Annotated in this window: 13 protein-coding genes; 9 read left to right on the forward strand and 4 right to left on the reverse strand. The window is 53.9% G+C overall.

Going from position 1 to position 17825, the window contains the following annotated elements:
• Positions 1 to 72: 72 nt before the first annotated feature.
• The 4 genes from hutI (at position 73) to FKG94_RS12775 (ending at position 3772) form a co-directional block, all read left to right on the forward strand.
• Positions 73 to 1287: an imidazolonepropionase gene (hutI, locus tag FKG94_RS12760; protein WP_142904719.1), complete on the forward strand. Its 1215-nt coding sequence runs from the start codon at positions 73 to 75 to the stop codon at positions 1285 to 1287.
• The gene (gene hutG, locus FKG94_RS12765) at positions 1280 to 2257 is read left to right on the forward strand and encodes a formimidoylglutamase (RefSeq protein WP_142904720.1); all 978 of its coding nucleotides are present in this window, start codon (positions 1280 to 1282) and stop codon (positions 2255 to 2257) included. Before hutI ends, hutG begins: the two co-directional genes overlap by 8 nt.
• Before the next feature lie 226 nt (positions 2258 to 2483).
• Positions 2484 to 3335 (forward strand): metal-dependent hydrolase, encoded by an 852-nt coding sequence (locus FKG94_RS12770; protein ID WP_142904721.1) that lies wholly within the window; start codon positions 2484 to 2486, stop codon positions 3333 to 3335.
• An 8-nt stretch (positions 3336 to 3343) separates the two neighbouring features.
• Positions 3344 to 3772, forward strand: coding sequence for a DUF2147 domain-containing protein (locus FKG94_RS12775; RefSeq protein ID WP_179957627.1), 429 nt, complete (start codon positions 3344 to 3346; stop codon positions 3770 to 3772).
• A 62-nt stretch (positions 3773 to 3834) separates the two neighbouring features.
• On the opposite strand, the gene FKG94_RS12780 is transcribed toward FKG94_RS12775, so the two are convergent.
• The 4 genes from FKG94_RS12780 to FKG94_RS12795 all read right to left on the reverse strand — a co-directional run bounded on the left by FKG94_RS12780 (position 3835) and on the right by FKG94_RS12795 (position 6818).
• Positions 3835 to 4359, reverse strand: coding sequence for a hypothetical protein (locus FKG94_RS12780; RefSeq protein ID WP_142904723.1), 525 nt, complete (start codon positions 4357 to 4359; stop codon positions 3835 to 3837).
• Between the two features lie 198 nt (positions 4360 to 4557).
• On the reverse strand, positions 4558 to 5085 hold the full coding sequence (locus FKG94_RS12785; RefSeq protein ID WP_142904724.1) for a hypothetical protein: 528 nt from the start codon (positions 5083 to 5085) through the stop codon (positions 4558 to 4560).
• Between the two features lie 195 nt (positions 5086 to 5280).
• Positions 5281 to 6312: a FecR family protein gene (locus FKG94_RS12790; RefSeq protein WP_142904725.1), complete on the reverse strand. Its 1032-nt coding sequence runs from the start codon at positions 6310 to 6312 to the stop codon at positions 5281 to 5283.
• A complete protein-coding gene (locus FKG94_RS12795; protein WP_142904726.1) occupies positions 6309 to 6818 on the reverse strand; it encodes an RNA polymerase sigma factor in 510 nt (169 codons plus the stop codon). The genes FKG94_RS12790 and FKG94_RS12795 overlap by 4 nt, the downstream gene beginning before the upstream one ends.
• A gap of 391 nt (positions 6819 to 7209) precedes the next feature.
• Between FKG94_RS12795 and FKG94_RS12800 the strand changes: the two genes are divergently transcribed.
• The 5 genes from FKG94_RS12800 (at position 7210) to FKG94_RS12820 (ending at position 17788) form a co-directional block, all read left to right on the forward strand.
• The gene (locus FKG94_RS12800) at positions 7210 to 10530 is read left to right on the forward strand and encodes a TonB-dependent receptor (RefSeq protein ID WP_246125120.1); all 3321 of its coding nucleotides are present in this window, start codon (positions 7210 to 7212) and stop codon (positions 10528 to 10530) included.
• 532 nt (positions 10531 to 11062) lie between these two features.
• Positions 11063 to 11959 (forward strand): bile acid:sodium symporter family protein, encoded by an 897-nt coding sequence (locus FKG94_RS12805; RefSeq protein ID WP_142904727.1) that lies wholly within the window; start codon positions 11063 to 11065, stop codon positions 11957 to 11959.
• A 530-nt stretch (positions 11960 to 12489) separates the two neighbouring features.
• Positions 12490 to 13122 (forward strand): RNA polymerase sigma factor, encoded by a 633-nt coding sequence (locus FKG94_RS12810; protein ID WP_218943514.1) that lies wholly within the window; start codon positions 12490 to 12492, stop codon positions 13120 to 13122.
• Positions 13122 to 14294, forward strand: coding sequence for a FecR family protein (locus FKG94_RS12815; protein WP_142904728.1), 1173 nt, complete (start codon positions 13122 to 13124; stop codon positions 14292 to 14294). The genes FKG94_RS12810 and FKG94_RS12815 overlap by 1 nt, the downstream gene beginning before the upstream one ends.
• Before the next feature lie 281 nt (positions 14295 to 14575).
• A complete protein-coding gene (locus FKG94_RS12820; RefSeq protein ID WP_246125123.1) occupies positions 14576 to 17788 on the forward strand; it encodes a TonB-dependent receptor in 3213 nt (1070 codons plus the stop codon).
• Positions 17789 to 17825 lie beyond the last annotated feature (37 nt).

The raw sequence follows: 17825 nt of genomic DNA on the forward strand, positions 1-17825 counted from the left end.
CCGTGCCAGTAGTCCCCTCCAGCAGAAGGCACCGCCGTCACAGACACTGCGGAAAAAACAACGAGGAGCCCCATGCAAGCTGACTGGCTGATAAAAAACATACACCTGGCGACCTTTGACCCCACAGTCGCAGCCCCTTACGGCGCCATCAGAGACGCGCTGGTGGCGGTGGCGGCGGAGCGCATTCTCTGGGCGGGCCCCGCCGCACAAGCGCCGTCTCTCGACGGTGCCGTGGTCATCAACGGCAAGGGTGGTTGGCTGACGCCGGGCCTGATCGATTGCCACACTCACCTGGTCTACGGCGGTGACCGCGCCGAGGAGTTCGAGTGGCGTTTGCAGGGTCGCTCCTACGCCGATATTGCGGCCCAGGGCGGGGGCATTTTAAGCACGGTGGCGGCCACCCGGGCGGCGAGTGCGACACAGTTGCTCGACAGTGCCGCCCGGCGGTTGCGGGCGCTGTGTGCGGAAGGTGTGACCACTGTAGAGATCAAATCCGGCTACGGCCTGGCCCTGGACACCGAGCGCCGTATGCTGGTGGTGGCCAGGGCGCTGGGACAACAACTGCCGATCACCGTCCGCACCACATTTCTGGGCGCCCATGCGTTGCCGCCGCAGTATCAGGGCGACGCTGACGGTTATATCGATACACTCGTTGAAACTGTGTTGCCGGCGCTGGCTGCCGAGGGGCTGGTTGATGCCGTGGATGTTTTCTGTGAGGGCATCGGGTTTTCCGTTGCCCAGTGCCGGCGGCTATTCGAGCGGGCGCGCGAGTTGGGGTTGCCGGTCAAGGGCCATGTAGAGCAGCTCAGTTACCAGGGCGGCGCGCGTTTAGTGGCTGAGTTCGGCGGTCTGTCGGTAGATCACGTGGAATATTTACCGGAGACGGATCTGGAGTCGCTGGCGCAAAGCGGCGCGGTGGCGGTACTTTTGCCCGGTGCTTTCTACTACTTGCAGGAGCAGCAAAAACCACCGATTGCCGCGCTGCGAAGGTGGGGAATTCCCATGGCAGTAGCCACTGACCTGAACCCCGGCAGCTCGCCCATGGCTTCGCTGCTGCTGGCGTTGAATCAAGCCTGTATCCTGTTTGGCCTGACGCCGGAGGAAGCGCTGCTCGGCGCCACTCGCCATGCCGCCGCCGCGCTGGGGCTGGCGGATCGAAAAGGTTGTATTAGCGCCGGCTTTGACGCGGATATGTTGCTATGGGATTGCGGGCGCCCTGCGGAGATTTGCTACGGCATCAATATGCAGCGCCCGCGACATATATGGGTGGGAGGTCGGGATGTTTGAGCCGCCGACAATGACGCTATGGCAGGGTAGGGCCGACACCGGAGAGTCGGCGCCGGTGTGGCGCTGGCACCAGCGCGTGGAAGCCTGGGATCGGCAACAGCCGGCAACCCCGGGTATGGCGCTGGTGGGGTTTGCCTGTGACGAGGGCGTGCGCCGCAACGGCGGCCGGGTCGGTGCCCGGCAAGGGCCGGCGGCGATTCGCCGGGCGCTGGCGAACCTGGCCTGGCACGGCGAAACCCGCTGCTTTGACGCCGGCGATATTATCTGCAGCGATCGCGGGTTGGAATCTGCCCAGGACGAACTGGCTGCGCACTTGAGCGGGTTACTGCACCGGCGCCTGGTGCCGGTGGTGTTGGGCGGCGGCCATGAGATAGCCTGGGGCAGTTTTCAGGGGTTGGCCGGGGCGGTGGCCGCCGGTGCCGAGGTGGCGCCGACTATTGGCGTTATCAATTTCGACGCGCACTTCGATTTACGCAACCCCGCCCCCGGGGCCAGTTCCGGCACGCCGTTTCGACAGATTGCGCATTGGTGTGAACGGCAGGGCTGTGACTTTCATTACCTGGTGCTGGGTATTAACCCCAGTGCCAACACCCAGGCGTTGTTTCAATTTGCCGAGGCCAACCAGGTGCGCTGGCGTACCGATATCGATTGCCGTGCCGGTGCGGATGTTGCGGTTTATCGGGAGTTGGAGCAGTTTGTTGCACCGCTGGATTATCTTTATGTGACGGTGTGTCTGGATGTATTTTCTGCTTGTTACGCCCCCGGCGTGAGCGCCCCGGCAGCCGTGGGTATCGAGCCGGCCTGGGTGATCGCTGCTGTTCGGGCGCTCAAAAATCTCTGCCGCGAACATGCGGTGGGTTGGTTGATGGCGGATATTGCTGAACTCAACCCCTGCTTTGACAGCGATGACAGAACGGCAAAGCTGGCGGCCAGGCTGGTGCATGAGATAGTGTGTGATGTGTCGGTGTGAATATTTGCCGCCCGGCATCCCCCCGTCAAGGCTGATTTTGCGTCTATAGATAACAGGAGGTCTGTGCCTCGGGGCTGTCTGTGCTGCCAAAGCCGGCAGCAAGAAGAAGCAAAACAACTTAACCGTGAGCGTTCCCTTTTTGTGTTGTCACTATCGCCGCCGTACCGGCGCGGTCTTCGATCAGCCCGCGTGCCTGCCCGTCACAGCTTTTAAAAAAGAGAAACCGATGACCAAAAAAACTCCCACCCCGCAAGATTTGCAGATACCGGTGCGCAACCTGCACTTTCACCGGGACGGCGAACCGCCGCCGCGTTGGTGGATGGGGGGCGACCCCGTGGCCACGGCTTTTTTCAATGCATTGTCGTGCACATTTCCCGCCGGCGAAAAGTTTTTTATCGAAAGCGTGCGCAATTTTCGCAACGATGTGAGCCCGGCGCTGCAGGAGCAGATTGCCGCGTTTATCGCGCAGGAATCGGTGCACAGCCGCGAGCATATGGCTTTCAACAAGCGCGCGATCGACGCCGGTTACCAGATCGAGGCGATGGAAAACCGTACCAAAAGAAATCTCGATTTTGCCCGCACGCGTTCCCGCCACCGGCAGTTGGCGGCCACCTGTGCCCTTGAGCATTTTACTGCGATTCTCGCTCATCAGTTGCTGAAGGGCGACAGCCGTGACCTCGAAGGCGCGCCTGAAGACAGCGTGCGTTTGTGGAGCTGGCACGCCATGGAGGAGATCGAACACAAGGCGGTGGCTTTCGATACCTTCGTCGCTGTCACCCGGCAGATGACGGGTTTGCGCCGTTATCTGATGCGCACCATGGTCATGGTGTTATCGACCAGTATGCTGACAACCACCATGTTTTTAAATATGCGCAGCTTCTATCGCCAGGACGGTTTGAAGGGGTGGCGCCTCTGGTGGCGAACCTTCCGCTACCTGTTTGGCAAGCCCGGTATCCTGCGGCGCATCCTGCCGGACTACCTGCGCTATTTCAAACCCGGGTTTCACCCGTGGCAACATGACGATCGCGAGTTGTTGGAGAAAACCGTGACGCGGTACAATCTGTCGGTGCCGGTATGAGGAGTGGAATGTTGAAGTATATAAGTATTGCGGTGGTGTTGTGCGTCGCGCTGGTTTCGGTTGCTAATGCGGAGCCCCAGGGCCTGCTCGGGCTTTGGAGAACCCAGGAGGAAAATGGGGTGGTGGAGATGTTTCGCTGTGGTGAGGCGGTCTGTGGGCGGGTTATTGACGCTGCATCGCTGAGGGAGAATCCGGATCAGCGGGATGTGCATAATGGTGATGAGGCTCTGCGGGAGAGGCGGGTGAAGGGGTTGGTTATTCTTCAGGACTTTACCGGCGGGCCGCGTAAATGGACGGGGGGGCCGCTTTATGATCCGAAGACCGGGGATGGGGCGAAGAGTGGGTCTTTGACGCTTAAGGATGGTAATACGTTGAAGGTTAAAGGGTGTTTGGTGGCGTTTTTGTGTCGGACGCAGGTTTGGAGGCGGATTGAGTAGAGTCCTTGAGGAATCCTGAATGTAAACGCGCCGCTTGTCTCCAGGCGGCGCCGACACAACTGTTAATGAATGGTGTAAGATATCGCAGGTGAAGTAGCGACCGGCCCGGTGACGATGCAATCCGAGCCGCCAGGAGGATCTGAAGGAATGGTCGCACCATTGAAGGTGATTACGCCAGTGGCTTGGTCGAAATCGCCCGTCAGGTCACCCCTGCAGTTGCCGGTAATTGCGGTTACGGTCACATCCTTGAGTGTCACTGAAGTTGGAGATACGCCGCCCGCTGGCTCCAGATCGTATGGCAGGCCAGTGAATGAAATAGCGAAGCAGAAGAAACTCCCTGGCATAAGTGACAGGCTGGTGACCGAAGCGAGGCCGAAGGTGATGTCTCCGATGCCAAATATGGTGCACGAAACCGGAATGCCCTTAAACAACTGGAGAGGAATTAGTGAACCTGTTCCAGGATCAATGGGGCTCGACAGCGTGACCGAACCGTTTGGCGAAAACGTCCAGGCGGAGGCGCTGCTTGCGAAACCGGCCGTGGCGACGACTGCGGATAAAACTGATAATGCTAGTAATCTCTTCATCATGATTTCCCTCTTTTCGTTAAGTTGGCAGCTCATGGCTTACCGTCTATAGAAGGTGCTAACCGACGACCTTCCATTAACGTAGACGTGGCTGTGACGATAGAGGGGGGGGGGGTGGGAGCCAATAGGCTCTCGATAGGCACTCTATATTCTTTTGAGCCGCATCACGCCGCCTGTCTCCAGGCGGCGCCGACACAAACGTTAAGGAATGGTGTAAGATATCGCAGGTGAAGTAGCGACCGGCCCGGTGACGACGCAGTCCGCGCCGCCAGGAGGATCTGAAGGAATGGTCGCACCATTGAAGGTGATTATGCCAGTGGCCTGGTCGAAATCGCCCGTCAGGTCACCCCTGCAGTTGCCGGTAATTGCGGTTACGGTCACATCCTTGAGTGTCACTGAAGTTAGAGATACACCGCCCGCTGGCTCCAGATCGTATGGCAGGCCAGCGAATGAAATAGCGAAGCAGAAGAAACTCCCTGGCACAAGTGACAGGCTGGTGACCGAAGCGAGGCCACTGGCTATGTTTCCGCTGCCAGATATGTTGCACGAGACTGGAATACCCTTAAACAACTGGAGAGGAATTGGTGAACCTGTTCCAGGATCAATAGGACTCGACAGTGTGACCGGGCCTGCCGGCGAAAATGTCCACATGGCGGAGGCGCTGCTTGCGAAACCGGCTGTGGCGACGGCTGCGGATAAAACTGATAACGCTAGTAATCTCTTCATCATGATTTCCCTCTTTTCGTTAAGTTCGGCAGCACATGGCTTACCGTCTATAGAAGGTGCTTACCGACGACCTTCCATTAACGTAGACGTGGCTGTGACGATAGAGGGGGGGGTGTGGGAGCCAATAGGCTCTCAATAGGCTCTCAATAGGCGCTCTATATTCTTTTGAGCCGCGTCCTAACTGGGCAGTAGCGGCGATTACTGAACTCGGAGTTCAATTTGCACATCGTTGCGGGATACAACCTTTGCAATACCGTCAAGTTCGAGCGCGCGCACGAAACTGCCCACATCCCCGGTGCGGAAGACGCCAAGAATTTCGCGCTCGGGAATTCGATTGCCGGTAAAGACTATTTTTTGTGAGGAATAACGATTTATCTCAGCGACCGCATCGGCCAGCGGATCGCTGAGAAAAACCAGATGCCCGTTCAGCCAACTGGTTTGTACCTGAACATCGACCTGTTCGACGATCCAGTTGCTGTCCTCAGGTGCCGAAAGCTGCCCGCCGGGTTCCTGCATATCGACACGGTGGTAGTTCGGTCGCAGCAGACCGGTATCTTCTTCTACGCGCACGGACCCTTCCACCAGGGTAACCGTCACATCCTCACCTTCCATACTGACCTGAAACGCAGTGCCAAGTGCGCGTACGGTCTTGTCGCCGGCATAGACGATAAACGGGCGCGAGGGGTCCTTGGCAACATTAAAGAAGGCGCGGCCGCGCACCAACTGGAGTTTGCGCAGCTCCCGCATGGTACCTACCCGCAATTCGGAATCCGTATCCAGAGTGACCGAAGAGCCGTCGGGCAGAGTAAAGGTGGAATGCTGGCCGAGGCTGGTGCGGTAGGTAGTAGCTTCGGGACGACTGGTAAAGGCCGGTCTGTCGAAATCGACACCGCCGGTCAGTCCCGAGTCGATTACCGCCCAGCTGGTGGTGAGGGCCAGCAGGACGCTGGCGGCGATCAGCGCGACCCGCTGCAGGTGGCTCGGGCGGTCGAAGGCACACCGGTCCTGTTCCCGCGCCGCCAGGATTTGCGGGTCCTGTGCGACGGCGCCGAACAGCGCCCAGTCACGCTCCATCTGGCGGTAGGCTGCGCGGTTTTCCGGTGCCTGACACAGCCATTGGGCGAACAGGCGCTTATCAGCCTCGGTCATGTCTCCGGCGCGGTGTTCGTTGAACCAGTGGGCAGCGGCTGCTCGCCGCACTTCGCGATCCGAAGGAGAGCCAGCACTCACGATTCTTCCCCTCTTGCCTGCCTGATCTGCACGAGGGCTCGATGAATGAGTTCCTTCACGGATTCTTTGGAAATACCCATGCGTTTTGCGATAGCCTGGTAGGTCATATTTTCGAAACGGTGAAACTGGAAGGCTGCCCGGGCCCGTGGCGGTAAATTCAGAATTGCCTGGACCACGCGCCGGTATTCCTCAATACCGATGGCAGTGCGTTCCGGCGAAATGAAGTCCGGAATCTCCATCTCATGCGTCAGTGATTCCTGGAAAGCGTGAGATCGCGTCTTCTGGCGCCGGTAGTGGCTGATCAATACATTGCGTGCCACAGTGAAAGTGTAGCTTTGTGGGTTATCGATAGCCGTGTCCTGCCGCTTTGCCTGCAAGTGTACGAACACTTCCTGTACTAGGTCGTCCACATCGGCGTCATTGACCCGGCGCGCAAAGTAGCGACGCAGACCGACGCTGTATTGTTTTATCCAACCGGCGAGGTCATTATCCTGCTCTTCGTTCACGGAAGAACCGGATAGTCACGCCGCAGAAGCTTATTTTCGAAACACAATGCCTGCAGGCAGTGCTTGACCCAGGTCAAAAAATAGCCCTCTTTATAATCATATAGACTCCGCAAACCGCAAGTCGGGGGGATTCGGTATAAGAAAAACCTTTTTACCGTCGAATTGCCGGCTGCCTGTATCAAGGCTCGAAATCCCCAGGTTTGCCTGGCCGCCCTGCAAGGAGAGTGGTTCCAAGCGACATTTCAGCGATAGCAATTAGACAGCAGAGTGATTGCCGAGGTCAAATATTTGTTTCTCATCCCCCCGCTCTGCACTGTGTCGCGTCTAACTAGGAATACGTCTAATAACGAAGTTCAGACAAACAAAAAAAATATAAGGAGTGAGAGAGACTATGGGTTTTAACGTCCGTAAATCCCGAAAAACCGTTCGATCCAATCTATTGTGTGGTGCCGCCATGGCTTGCCTGGTGACGGCGACTACCCCGGCGCAAGCCGACAGCGAGGCGCATTTCGATATTCCGCCGCAGCCTCTGGCGGAGGCGCTGCGTGATTTTGCCATGCAGAGCGGCTTTAATATTATGGCCGACGCCACTCTGGCTACGGGCAAGCGCAGCTCTGGATATACGGCGACCGCCGAACCCGAGGTGGCGTTGCAGACTCTGCTGGCCGACAGTGGTCTTGGTTATTCCCGCGATGGTGACACTATCGTTATTACTTCGGCGGCGGATGTTAAGCGGACGGTCGCCCAGGTCACCACCACCCAGGCTGGGACGGGAGCACGAACTATCGTGGATAACAACGAGGAACTCAGTGCTGGTAGCAGTCTGGAAGAGATTATCGTTACCGCCCAAAAGATGGAAGAGAGTATTCAAGAAGTTCCGATCGCCGTTTCGGCCTTCTCCAGCGAAGGGCTGGATGACCTGAAAATAGAGCGTGGTGAAGAGTTACTGCGCGCGGTGCCCAATGTCGCCTTTTCGAAGTCGAATTTCAGCGGCTATAACTTCTCTATCCGAGGCATAGGCACCAAGGCGATATCGGCCAGTACCGACCCGGCCGTCGCCGTCAGTTTCAACAACACGCCGCTGATCCGTAACCGGTTGTTCGAACAGGAATTTTTCGACGTCCAGCGTGTTGAGGTGCTGCGTGGCCCTCAGGGCACGCTTTATGGTCGTAATGCTACAGGCGGTGTGGTCAACGTACTTCCTGTGCTGCCTGAATCGGACTTCGGGGGGGAGATCGAAGCTGAAGTGGGCAACTTTGACACCCGACGCCTCAGCGGCAACTTGAATATCCCGGTCACTGAGTCCTTCTCTCTGCGTTTTGCCGGAGCGCTCACCAAGCGTGACGGCTTCGATACAAACACCTTCACCGGCAACGATGTCAACGACCGTGATCTCTATTCAACTCGTGCCATCGCGCAGTGGGAGCCGAGCGACAGGTTCAGCGCCAACCTCCTCTGGCAGCATTTCAAAGAGGACGATCGTCGCTCGCGCACAGGCAAGCAGCTTTGCAACCGCGATCCAGGCCGGGCGACGGTTGGCAGTGTTACGGTTCGTGAGGAGTTGCGAGGGCGCCTTAGCCAGGGTTGCCTACCTGGCTCGCTCTATGACGCCGAGGCGTTCGGCGCTCCGAATGGCGCAGGGCTTGCTTTCGTGACAGTGGCTTCGACGATTGAAGCGGGTAGGTTGGCCGGTGGCTCTCCCATCAATGTTATAGATTTCGGCGTTGATCCCTATGCCGGCGTCCAGCAGTCGCGAGACCTGCGCGAGATCGCCACCAGCTACGATCCGGTGTTTCGCGCCGAAAACGACCTCGTCCAGTTTAACCTGGAGGTGTCACTGAATGACAACCTGCAATTTTTCTCCCAGTCGACCTACGCCAGTGATGACTATTATTCTTCGCAGGACTACAATCGTTTTGTATCTGACACGGTGTTCAACGATTCTGCAGATTTGTTCAATGTTCTCGGACAGCCTAACCCAGATCCGGGGCCGACGCCGGAAGGCATATTTACAGACCCCCAACTCGGGCCGTCCGATCGCGTCTTGTCAGTTGATATCAGTCAGTCGGATAATGAGCAATGGAGCCAGGAATTTCGGTTGCAGTCGTCTTTTGACGGCACCTTCAATTTCAGCCTTGGTGCCAACTATCTCGATTTCGAATCACAGGACGACTATTACGTGTTCAACAACACGTTCACGCTTATCGGTGAATACTTATACAACAGCACCGTAGGTGAATCACCATTCTTCGTAGGAACGCGGAATTGCGACGGATTTAATGAGCTGCGAGAGTGTGTCTATATCGATCCGAATCCACTCGGCCAGTTAAATGACGAGGGCCATAACTACTTTCTGAGCAGAAACTTAGTGGAGACCAAATCTTGGGCCGTGTTTGGTGAAGCCTACTGGCAGGTTTCTCAGGACGTGAAGGTCACCGGTGGCCTGCGGTACACGAAGGATAGGAAGACGGCTACTCCGATTCCGAGCCAGTTATTGCTGGGTGCGGAAAACTTCGGGACTCAACCGGGTTCGGGCACCGGCGGACGCGTCAGTCGAGGCTATCCTGCAGATGATGATATCAAACAACAGTGGAACGAGTTTACTGGTCGTTTTGTAATCGACTGGCAGACCCAGACACCGTTCACCGACGAAACCCTTGTCTACCTATCACTCGCTCATGGCTACAAGGGAGGTGGCTCCAATCCCCCGCGCGTCGATATAGACCAGAGGGTGGTTCAATACCAACCACTGGAAGGCGTCTTCAAACCCGAATTTGTCAACGCTATCGAGCTAGGAACCAAGAACAGCTTGTATGATGGTTCATTGATTCTGAATACAACAGCGTTTTATTACAATTACCGGGATTACCAGATTTCGCAGATTGTTGATCGAATCTCTTTCAACGAGAATTTCGACGCTGAGAGTTGGGGATTGGAGATCGAAAGTTCATGGCAGGCGACGCCGAATACACGCATTGATCTCAATCTTGGCTATCTAAAGACGCGCATTGGCAAAGGTGAAGAATCGATCGACGTCATGAACCGCACGCAAGGCAACGAGGACTGGATGCTGGTGCGCCCGTGGCTGCAGGTTCCGTCCAACTGTATTGCGCCAGTCGATGTGGTCGAAGCCGTTCTCGGCTCGCTCCCCCTTACTTTTTCACCCCCGAGTGCAGCGGTACAGCCGTTGGCGGCGTTGTGCGGTGGCGCGAATCGCGTTGGTAGCTACAGTGATGCAATCGATACGGTTTTCCGGTGGGATCAGCTTTTATTACTTGATCAGCCCGGTTTTGACTTTAACTATAATCCATTCGAAGACGCGCCAAACAATGGTCGAGGCTTCGCTGCCGATCTCAGTGGGAATGAACTGCCGAACTCGCCTAACTTCACCTTCAATTTGGGTGTGCAGCACATTTTTGACATTCGCGACTGGCAGCTTAAGCTGCGTGCTGATTACTACCGTCAGTCCGACAGCTATGCACGGGTATACAACACTGTTTACGACGAACTGGAGGCCTGGGACAATCTGAATGCAGCGGTTACACTTACTCATCCGCCTTCGCTATTGCAGATGCAGCTTTATGTGAAAAATATCTTCGATGATGCACCGATCACCGATACCTTTACTAATAGTGACGACACCGGCCTCAGTGCCAATGTCTTCACTTTGGAGCCACGAATCTTTGGTTTCAGTGTAAACAAGCAGTTCTGATATCGAGCTATATGCAGGAGGTGGTAGTATGTATACCACCTCCTGTTTTTTCTTTATATAAATTCATATCTTCTATTTTTAATCGACAAGCTTAGGGGCTTTTGGATACATTTATCTGGATTAAGTCCTGCGTAACCTTTGTTTTAAATAGCTGACTGCAGGGCGTTTTTTATCTTGCCCTTACGATGAAATACAGAGTAAAGTGTCGGTTCAATAGCTCTATCACTTCCAGAAACAGATAGCTCCTAATATGCAGAGTTTATGCTCTTGCATACTTACCAAATTTCTAATCGATGCTAATCCCACAAATCCTCTCCCAGACTCACGAATAGAGCTGTTGTTGACAGCAGACATTCCAATGCAGTGGCGCTAGAGTAAAAACATCAGGTTCAAAATTACCAGCCTTTGCAGGCTAGCGATTACCGCGCCATTGTTATAGCATTCAGCGCAAAGTACCCCCCAAAAGTCCACCAATTGAACAATTGGTGAGCAAAAAACGATAAGAAACAACCGACAGGAGAGACAACCACCCATGACGGACTTCTACATCACCCACGAATACTGGTTCGCCGTATTCCAACTGGTCATGGCCATGTTCGGCATGGGTGCAACCCTGACCGTCAAGGACTTCGGCGAAGTGATTATGGAGCCCAAAGCCGTGACCATCGGCAATCTGGTGCAACTCTTGCTGGTACCGGTGGTGGCCTATCTCTTTATTCTGGGGTTCGGTCTAACGGGCGGTATTGCCATCGGGATCGCCTTACTGGCAGCCATACCCGGCGGCACCTCATCGAATATGTTCACCTTCTTTGCTCGGGGCAATATCGCTCTATCCATCTCGATTACCGCTATTACCACCCTTGCGTGCCTGTTGACCACGCCGCTGATTCTGGAATTGTTGATTTCCCGCTATATGCCGGCGGATTTTGTGATGCCCAGAGGCCAGATTATCAGCGAGATCTTTTGGACCCTGTTACTGCCCTTGCTACTGGGCATGGTGGTATTGCGGACCCTGCCCAACCATGCTGAGTGGATCGCCCGCTGGTCGATAAGAGCGTCGCTGCTCGGAATTCTCGCCATTGTGGTGTTTTCGGTGTTGGCGGGACGCCTTGATGCCCAGGCGTTTGGCCTCACCAATATTCTGCTGATCGCCGCGCTACTGGTGATCTTGACGGCCGCCGCCTGGGCGGTGCCGGTGTTATTTGGTCTGCCGCTGCGCGATGCTACCGCCATCGAGATGGAGGTGGCCGTGCGCAACGTGAACCTGGGGTTGTTGATCAAAACGCTGTTATTTCCGGCAACGCTGGGGCAAGCCGACCCACTGGGTGATACGGTGCTATTCAGTCTGTTGCTGTTCGGCGGCGCCCAATTGCTGATGGGGGCAGGGCTGATCGCCTGGCGCCGCCGGGCAATGCTTAAGACTGCCTAGCTTGGGGCTGGCGGGGCGGTTCGAGCCTATTCTACCCCTTGTCTTGCTGCCATTTGGCTCAGGTGGTTGATATTTGATCTATATCTATGCGTCCCAACAGCTGGGTAGTGTTGTCCTCTTATCTGTTATAGCTGCCGAAGAACTTGGGCTTTAGAGGGTAAGCTGTGAATTCAAGGCCATCTTGCCCGGTAAGCGCTGCAACAACGGTTCAACTCCTATGGATGCCAACGCCGTTTTCTACTATCAGCTACTAGTAATATTCAAGAAAAACAGATACTTGAATACAATTTGGTTTATTTTTCATCAACCATCTTCGCCCACCAGTCGATCAATCAGGTTGCGGGTTTGCTGTCCTTACCGGTTCCATAGTAAGAGGTTCTTCACAGGTATACTGACAGCTTTTTTATAGTGCGTGCTCCTGGGTAAGTATAAGACGAGCTCAATTGGACTATTTCGGCGGTTTGGGAGAGGTTAGTCTATGGATGTTCGGACGACAATGACGGCAAAAAAACACGATTCCGATTAAGAGTATGGATGTTGACAATAAGCCTCAAAAGAACCTGCCCGGCAAAAATTCAGGCCCCAGGGGAGGGCGCTATAATATGTCTGCGATTTCCTGCGCGTTTTTGGAGAATATCTCTTTTCTGAAAAGATTTCTCTCGCGCTTTTTACGCGACCAGCAGGATATAGAGGATGTTGTTCAAGAAGCGTATTTACGTGCTTACAACGCCGAGCAGAAAAAAGATATTGAACAACCAAAAGCCTTCCTATTTCAGATTGCCAAAAACCTTGCATTAAATGAATTGAGTCGCAAGGCGCGCCAGGTTACCGAGTATATAGAGGATAGTGATTCCAACACATTAACCGATACCGGATCGACCACTGAAGAAGAGTTAGAGGCCCGAGAGCATATAGCATTGTTTTGCGAGGCCATTGCCGCCTTGCCGGAGCGCAGGCGCCGGGTGTGCCTGTTGCGTAAAGTGCATGGACTGCCTCATAAAGAAATTGCCGAGCGTATGGGTATTACGGTCAGCGCCGTTGAAAAACACTTGCTCAAAGGTATGTTGTTTTGCCGAGCCTATATCCGAAAAAAAGAGCAGGGCCAATTAATGGGCAGTCCGGGAAAGCCGGCTCGCCCCATCTCGTTGGAGGATAGAGGCTGATGAAGACTATCTACAAGTTTTCAAACCGCGCCGCGATAGAGCGTGAGGCCGCTGAGTGGCTGATAAAGCTTGAAAGAGATACCAAGCCCACGGCTGAGGAGCTTAAAGCGTTGCAGGCGTGGATTAATCGCAGCCCTGTGCACCGCGAAGAGATAAACAGCCTGGCCGTGTTCTGGGGCAATATGAATGTGCTGACTGAGTTGGCTGTTCCGCTGGGCAAAACTGAAATCCAGATTGCACTTGAATCCAGTAAAAAGCGGTCTCGCAACAGTTTGCGTGGCTTTTTTATCGCGGCAAGTGTGTGTGGCTTTGCCTTCGCTATTGCGTTTGCTTATATGCTATTTTCTGGGGATGGCATGCTGCAGAACAAGGACGCCGGGTTTTATGCAACAGTGGTCGGTCAGCAAAAAACCACGACGTTAGACGATGGTTCTGTTATCCACCTCAATACGAATACACAGCTAGAGGTCAACTATAGCCACCAGTTTCGCGATATTCTGCTGCTGCAGGGCGAGGCGCACTTCACTGTTGCCAAAAATTCCAGCAGACCATTTCGAGTGCGGGCAGGCAAGGGCAGGGTGCAGGCAATTGGCACGGCGTTTTCTGTTTACCTTAATGGTCAAAACCTTGACGTTACAGTTACTGAAGGGCGGGTTGGCTTGGCATTTATCAATGAACCTCAGGTTGAGGAGGCTGATACCGAAGGCAACCCCGTGAGCGACAGCTCAGTTGGCCGGATTTTAGAGCGTGAGCCTAACCGCGGCTTGACTACCGTTGATCGGAGTGAAAGTTTTGTTGAAGAAGAGCTTGGCTTATTGGAAGCAGGACAGGCAACGACGATTAAAAACGCGCTCAGCAAGGGTCTGCACTTGGCTGGTGAGCTTGAATTAGTTGAACGTGTTACGAAAGATGAAATGGAAAAGCGATTGCTATGGCGAAAGGGACTATTAAAGTTCACCGGTGATCCGCTGGAAGATGTCGTCAAGGAAATCAGCCGCTATACATCGCTTTCCATAGAGATAACAGACCCTGCGGTGCGCGCCCTCAGGATCGGTGGTCAATTTCGCGTGGGCGAGACCGATGCGATGTTTAGGTCACTTGAGGTTAATTTTGGTATTCATGTTGCGCGAGTCGGACATAATAGGGTTCAGCTATCATTGGATAAAGACTAATTAAGTATGAAAGGAATTTTAAAAATAATAGCAGTCTGCTTTGCGGATTTTCTTTTCTCGTTAGTTGTGCGGTTGAGAAGGCTGCTAGTGCATAGAGATTCTCCTCAGTTTTTATGCACATAATCAGGCGGGTAATAAGGACAGGAGCCGTTGGTATTTCGGTGTGTTTTTTCTGGTTAGTACTGTTAAGCCGTGTAGCTTGCGGCTCAGAAATATCTGAATCAGCAGATGCTCCCGCAAGCGATTCGAAAAAACAGCTCTACGATATCAACATACCGGCAATGAATGCAGCCAAAGCGTTAAACATCTTGGCTGATCAAACCGGCGTTATGTTTTTATTTCCTTACGATGTGGCGGAATCTCGACGAGCGAGCACTGTCGATGGTCGATACACACTTGAACGTGCCTTGGCAATTCTACTGAAAGGTTCCGGATTGTCGGGAGGTCTCTCAAATCAGGGCGTTGTCGCGATTCGCGTTGACGATAGCGCTGTCAACGCGGATGAGGGAGGGGGTAGTGTAAATACTAGTAGTAAAATATTAGCATCTTTGGCTGGCTTTCCAGTGGGGAGCAGTGCTGCGCAAAGAGCAGTAGCGCAGGACCAAGGCGGTGGGAAGGATAATCGGGCTTTGGCGCTGGAAGAAGTTGTCGTCACCGCACAAAAGAAAGAGGAGGGCATTCAGGATGTGCCGATCGCCGTCTCGGCTTTCTCCGGCGAGGGCTTGGATAATTTCAAGATTGAGCGTGGTGAAGAGTTGCTGCGGGCGGTGCCGAATGTGTCATTTTCTAAAAGCAACTTCAGCACCTATAACTTTTCCATTCGCGGTATTGGCACTAAAGCGATATCTGCCGGTACAGACCCGGCGGTGGCCGTCAGTTTTAACAATACGCCTCTGATCCGCAATCGGTTGTTCGAACAGGAATTCTTTGACGTTCAGCGAGTTGAGGTGCTGCGCGGACCTCAGGGTACCCTCTACGGTCGCAATGCCACGGGTGGTGTAGTCAACGCAATACCGGTGTTGCCGGAGCCGAATCTCGGTGGAGAAATCGAAGCTGAAGTAGGCAACTTCAACACCCGGCGTCTCAGCGGCAACCTCAATCTACCGGTCACCGATACTTTGTCGATGCGCTTTTCCGGTGTCCTGACTAAACGTGACGGCATCGACACCAATACGTTTACCAACAACGATATTAATGATCGCGACCTCTACTCGACCCGTACCATCGTCCGATGGGAGCCGAGCGATGGGTTGAGTGCCAATTTTATTTGGCAGCACTTTAACGAAGACGACCGCCGTTCGCGCACCGGCAAGCAGCTTTGCACCCGCGACCCCGGTCCCGAGATGGTCGGCGACACAATGGTTGCCACCCCCATGTTGCGCGCACGTCTCAGCCAGGGTTGTCTGCCGGGCTCACTCTATGACAGCGAGGCGTTTGGCGCGCCCAATGCTGCCGGCTTTGCCAATATATGGTTCTCGACCTTTTTATCTCCTGTGGGCTTTCGTGAAGACGGCTCCTTCGCCTTTATCATCGAACCCGGCGACGACCCCTATTTCGGGGTGAAGCAATCGAGAGACCTGCGCGAGATTGAAACCAGCTATGATCCCGTGTTTCACGCTGAAAACGATTTGTTCCAGCTCAATCTGAAGGTGTTGCTAGGTGACAGTCTGGAGTTCTTTTCACAATCTACTTATGCCAGCGATGACTACTACTCCTCGCAGGATTATAACCGCTTTGTTTCCGCTTCTAATTTCACCGATTCTACAGGCTTATTTAATTCCCTGGGCGATCTGGGCAATCCCAATCCGCCGACACCGGGAGGCGTTTATACCGATCCGCAACTCGGCCCGTCCAGAGGTGTGCTTTCGGTCGATATCAGTCAGTCGGACAGCGAGCAGTGGAGCCAGAAGTTTCGCTTGCAGTCGTCCTTCGATAGTGAGTTCAATTTCGGTCTCGGCGCCAACTATTTCAATTTTAAGTCGCAGGACGATTATTATGTTTTCAACAATACGTTTACCTTCATTGCCGAATACGTGTATAACCGTGAAGATGGCGATTCGCCTTTTATGGAGACCCGTAATTGTGATATCGATGAACAGCGAGAATGTGTCTATGTCGACCCCAACCCGCTTGGTCAACTAGACGAACAAGGCCACAATTACTTTCTCAGCAGAAACCAGGCGCGGACCAAATCCTGGGCTGTGTTTGGTGAAAGCTATTGGCAAATTGCAGAGCGTGTAAAAATCACCGCCGGCCTGCGCTATACCCAGGACGAGAAGGTAGCAACCCCGATTCCCAGTCAGTTGCTGCTGGGCTCGCAAGCGGGTGGAACACAGACCGGGGACGGAAGTGGCGGACGGGTCAGTCGAGGGTATCCAGCCCAGCCCGATATCAAGCAGAACTGGAACCGATTTACCGGACGATTTGTCATCGATTGGCAAACCGAAACGCCGTTTACGGACGAAACGCTGGTTTACTTCTCTTTTGCCCACGGTTACAAAGGTGGCGGTTCCAATTCTCCGAGGGTCGATATTGATCCGCGTGTAGTGCAGTTTCAGCCGTTGGGTGAGACGTTTAAACCGGAATTTGTCAATGCTATCGAGATCGGTGCCAAGAACAGTCTCAATGATGGCTCACTAATCTTCAATGCCACGGCCTTTTACTATAACTACCGGGATTATCAGGTTTCGCAAATCGTTGATCGTATTTCGTTTAACGAAAATTTTGACGCTGAGAGCTGGGGGCTGGAAATCGAGACCGCGTGGCGACCGACACCTAATTCCCGCATTGATCTTAATATGGGGTATCTCGATACCCGCATTGGTAAAGGCGAAGAATCAATCGACGTAATGAATCGAACCCAGGGCAATGAAAACTGGATGCTTGTGCGCCCGCATGTGCAAGTGCCGTCCAATTGTATCGCGCCAGTGCAAGCTGTTGAGCGGGTTATTGCTCTCGAGCCCGTTCATGACAGACTTGTCGAACTTGCCTTGGCGTCATTGTGTGCAGGTACGGCGCGTTGGGGTTCCTTTACCCCGGAAATCGAGTCGGGCTTACGCTGGTACGAGACATTCGGCTTTATCTACAATCCGCTGACTGAAGCGCCCAATGCAGGCCGCGGTTTCGCAGCCAATCTTAGTGGAAACGAATTGCCAAATTCGCCTAACTTTACTTTTAATTTGGGCTTGCAACATATTTTCCAACTTAGCGACTGGGAATTAAAGTTGCGCGCCGACTACTACCGTCAGTCCGATAGCTATGCACGGGTCTATAATTCTGCCTACGATAAGCTGGAAGGCTGGGATAATCTAAATGCAGCAGTGACGCTTACGCATCCGCTTTCACAGCTACAGATGCAACTCTATATCAAGAATCTTTTCGACGATGCGCCAATTACTGATTTTTTTACAAACAGTGACGATACCGGACTTACTGCAAATGTCTTCACTTTGGAACCACGGATCTTTGGCTTTAGTGTGAACAAAAAGTTTTGACTTTCAAGCTATGTATTTTGGCGGTTTTTTCTTAGTT

This window comes from Exilibacterium tricleocarpae (assembly GCF_007004655.1).
GTDB classification, from domain to species: Bacteria; Pseudomonadota; Gammaproteobacteria; order Pseudomonadales; family Cellvibrionaceae; genus Exilibacterium; species Exilibacterium tricleocarpae.

What these genes read in the sequence shown, in the direction of transcription:
- hutI (WP_142904719.1), top strand. Translation starts at nt 73, where the DNA reads ATGCAAGCTGACTGGCTGATAAAAAACATACACCTGGCGACCTTTGAC.
- hutG (WP_142904720.1), top strand. Translation starts at nt 1,280, where the DNA reads ATGTTTGAGCCGCCGACAATGACGCTATGGCAGGGTAGGGCCGACACC.
- FKG94_RS12770 (WP_142904721.1), top strand. Translation starts at nt 2,484, where the DNA reads ATGACCAAAAAAACTCCCACCCCGCAAGATTTGCAGATACCGGTGCGC.
- FKG94_RS12775 (WP_179957627.1), top strand. Translation starts at nt 3,344, where the DNA reads ATGTTGAAGTATATAAGTATTGCGGTGGTGTTGTGCGTCGCGCTGGTT.
- FKG94_RS12780 (WP_142904723.1), bottom strand. Translation starts at nt 4,359, where the DNA reads ATGATGAAGAGATTACTAGCATTATCAGTTTTATCCGCAGTCGTCGCC.
- FKG94_RS12785 (WP_142904724.1), bottom strand. Translation starts at nt 5,085, where the DNA reads ATGATGAAGAGATTACTAGCGTTATCAGTTTTATCCGCAGCCGTCGCC.
- FKG94_RS12800 (WP_246125120.1), top strand. Translation starts at nt 7,210, where the DNA reads ATGGGTTTTAACGTCCGTAAATCCCGAAAAACCGTTCGATCCAATCTA.
- FKG94_RS12805 (WP_142904727.1), top strand. Translation starts at nt 11,063, where the DNA reads ATGACGGACTTCTACATCACCCACGAATACTGGTTCGCCGTATTCCAA.
- FKG94_RS12810 (WP_218943514.1), top strand. Translation starts at nt 12,490, where the DNA reads ATGGATGTTGACAATAAGCCTCAAAAGAACCTGCCCGGCAAAAATTCA.
- FKG94_RS12815 (WP_142904728.1), top strand. Translation starts at nt 13,122, where the DNA reads ATGAAGACTATCTACAAGTTTTCAAACCGCGCCGCGATAGAGCGTGAG.
- FKG94_RS12820 (WP_246125123.1), top strand. Translation starts at nt 14,576, where the DNA reads ATGAATGCAGCCAAAGCGTTAAACATCTTGGCTGATCAAACCGGCGTT.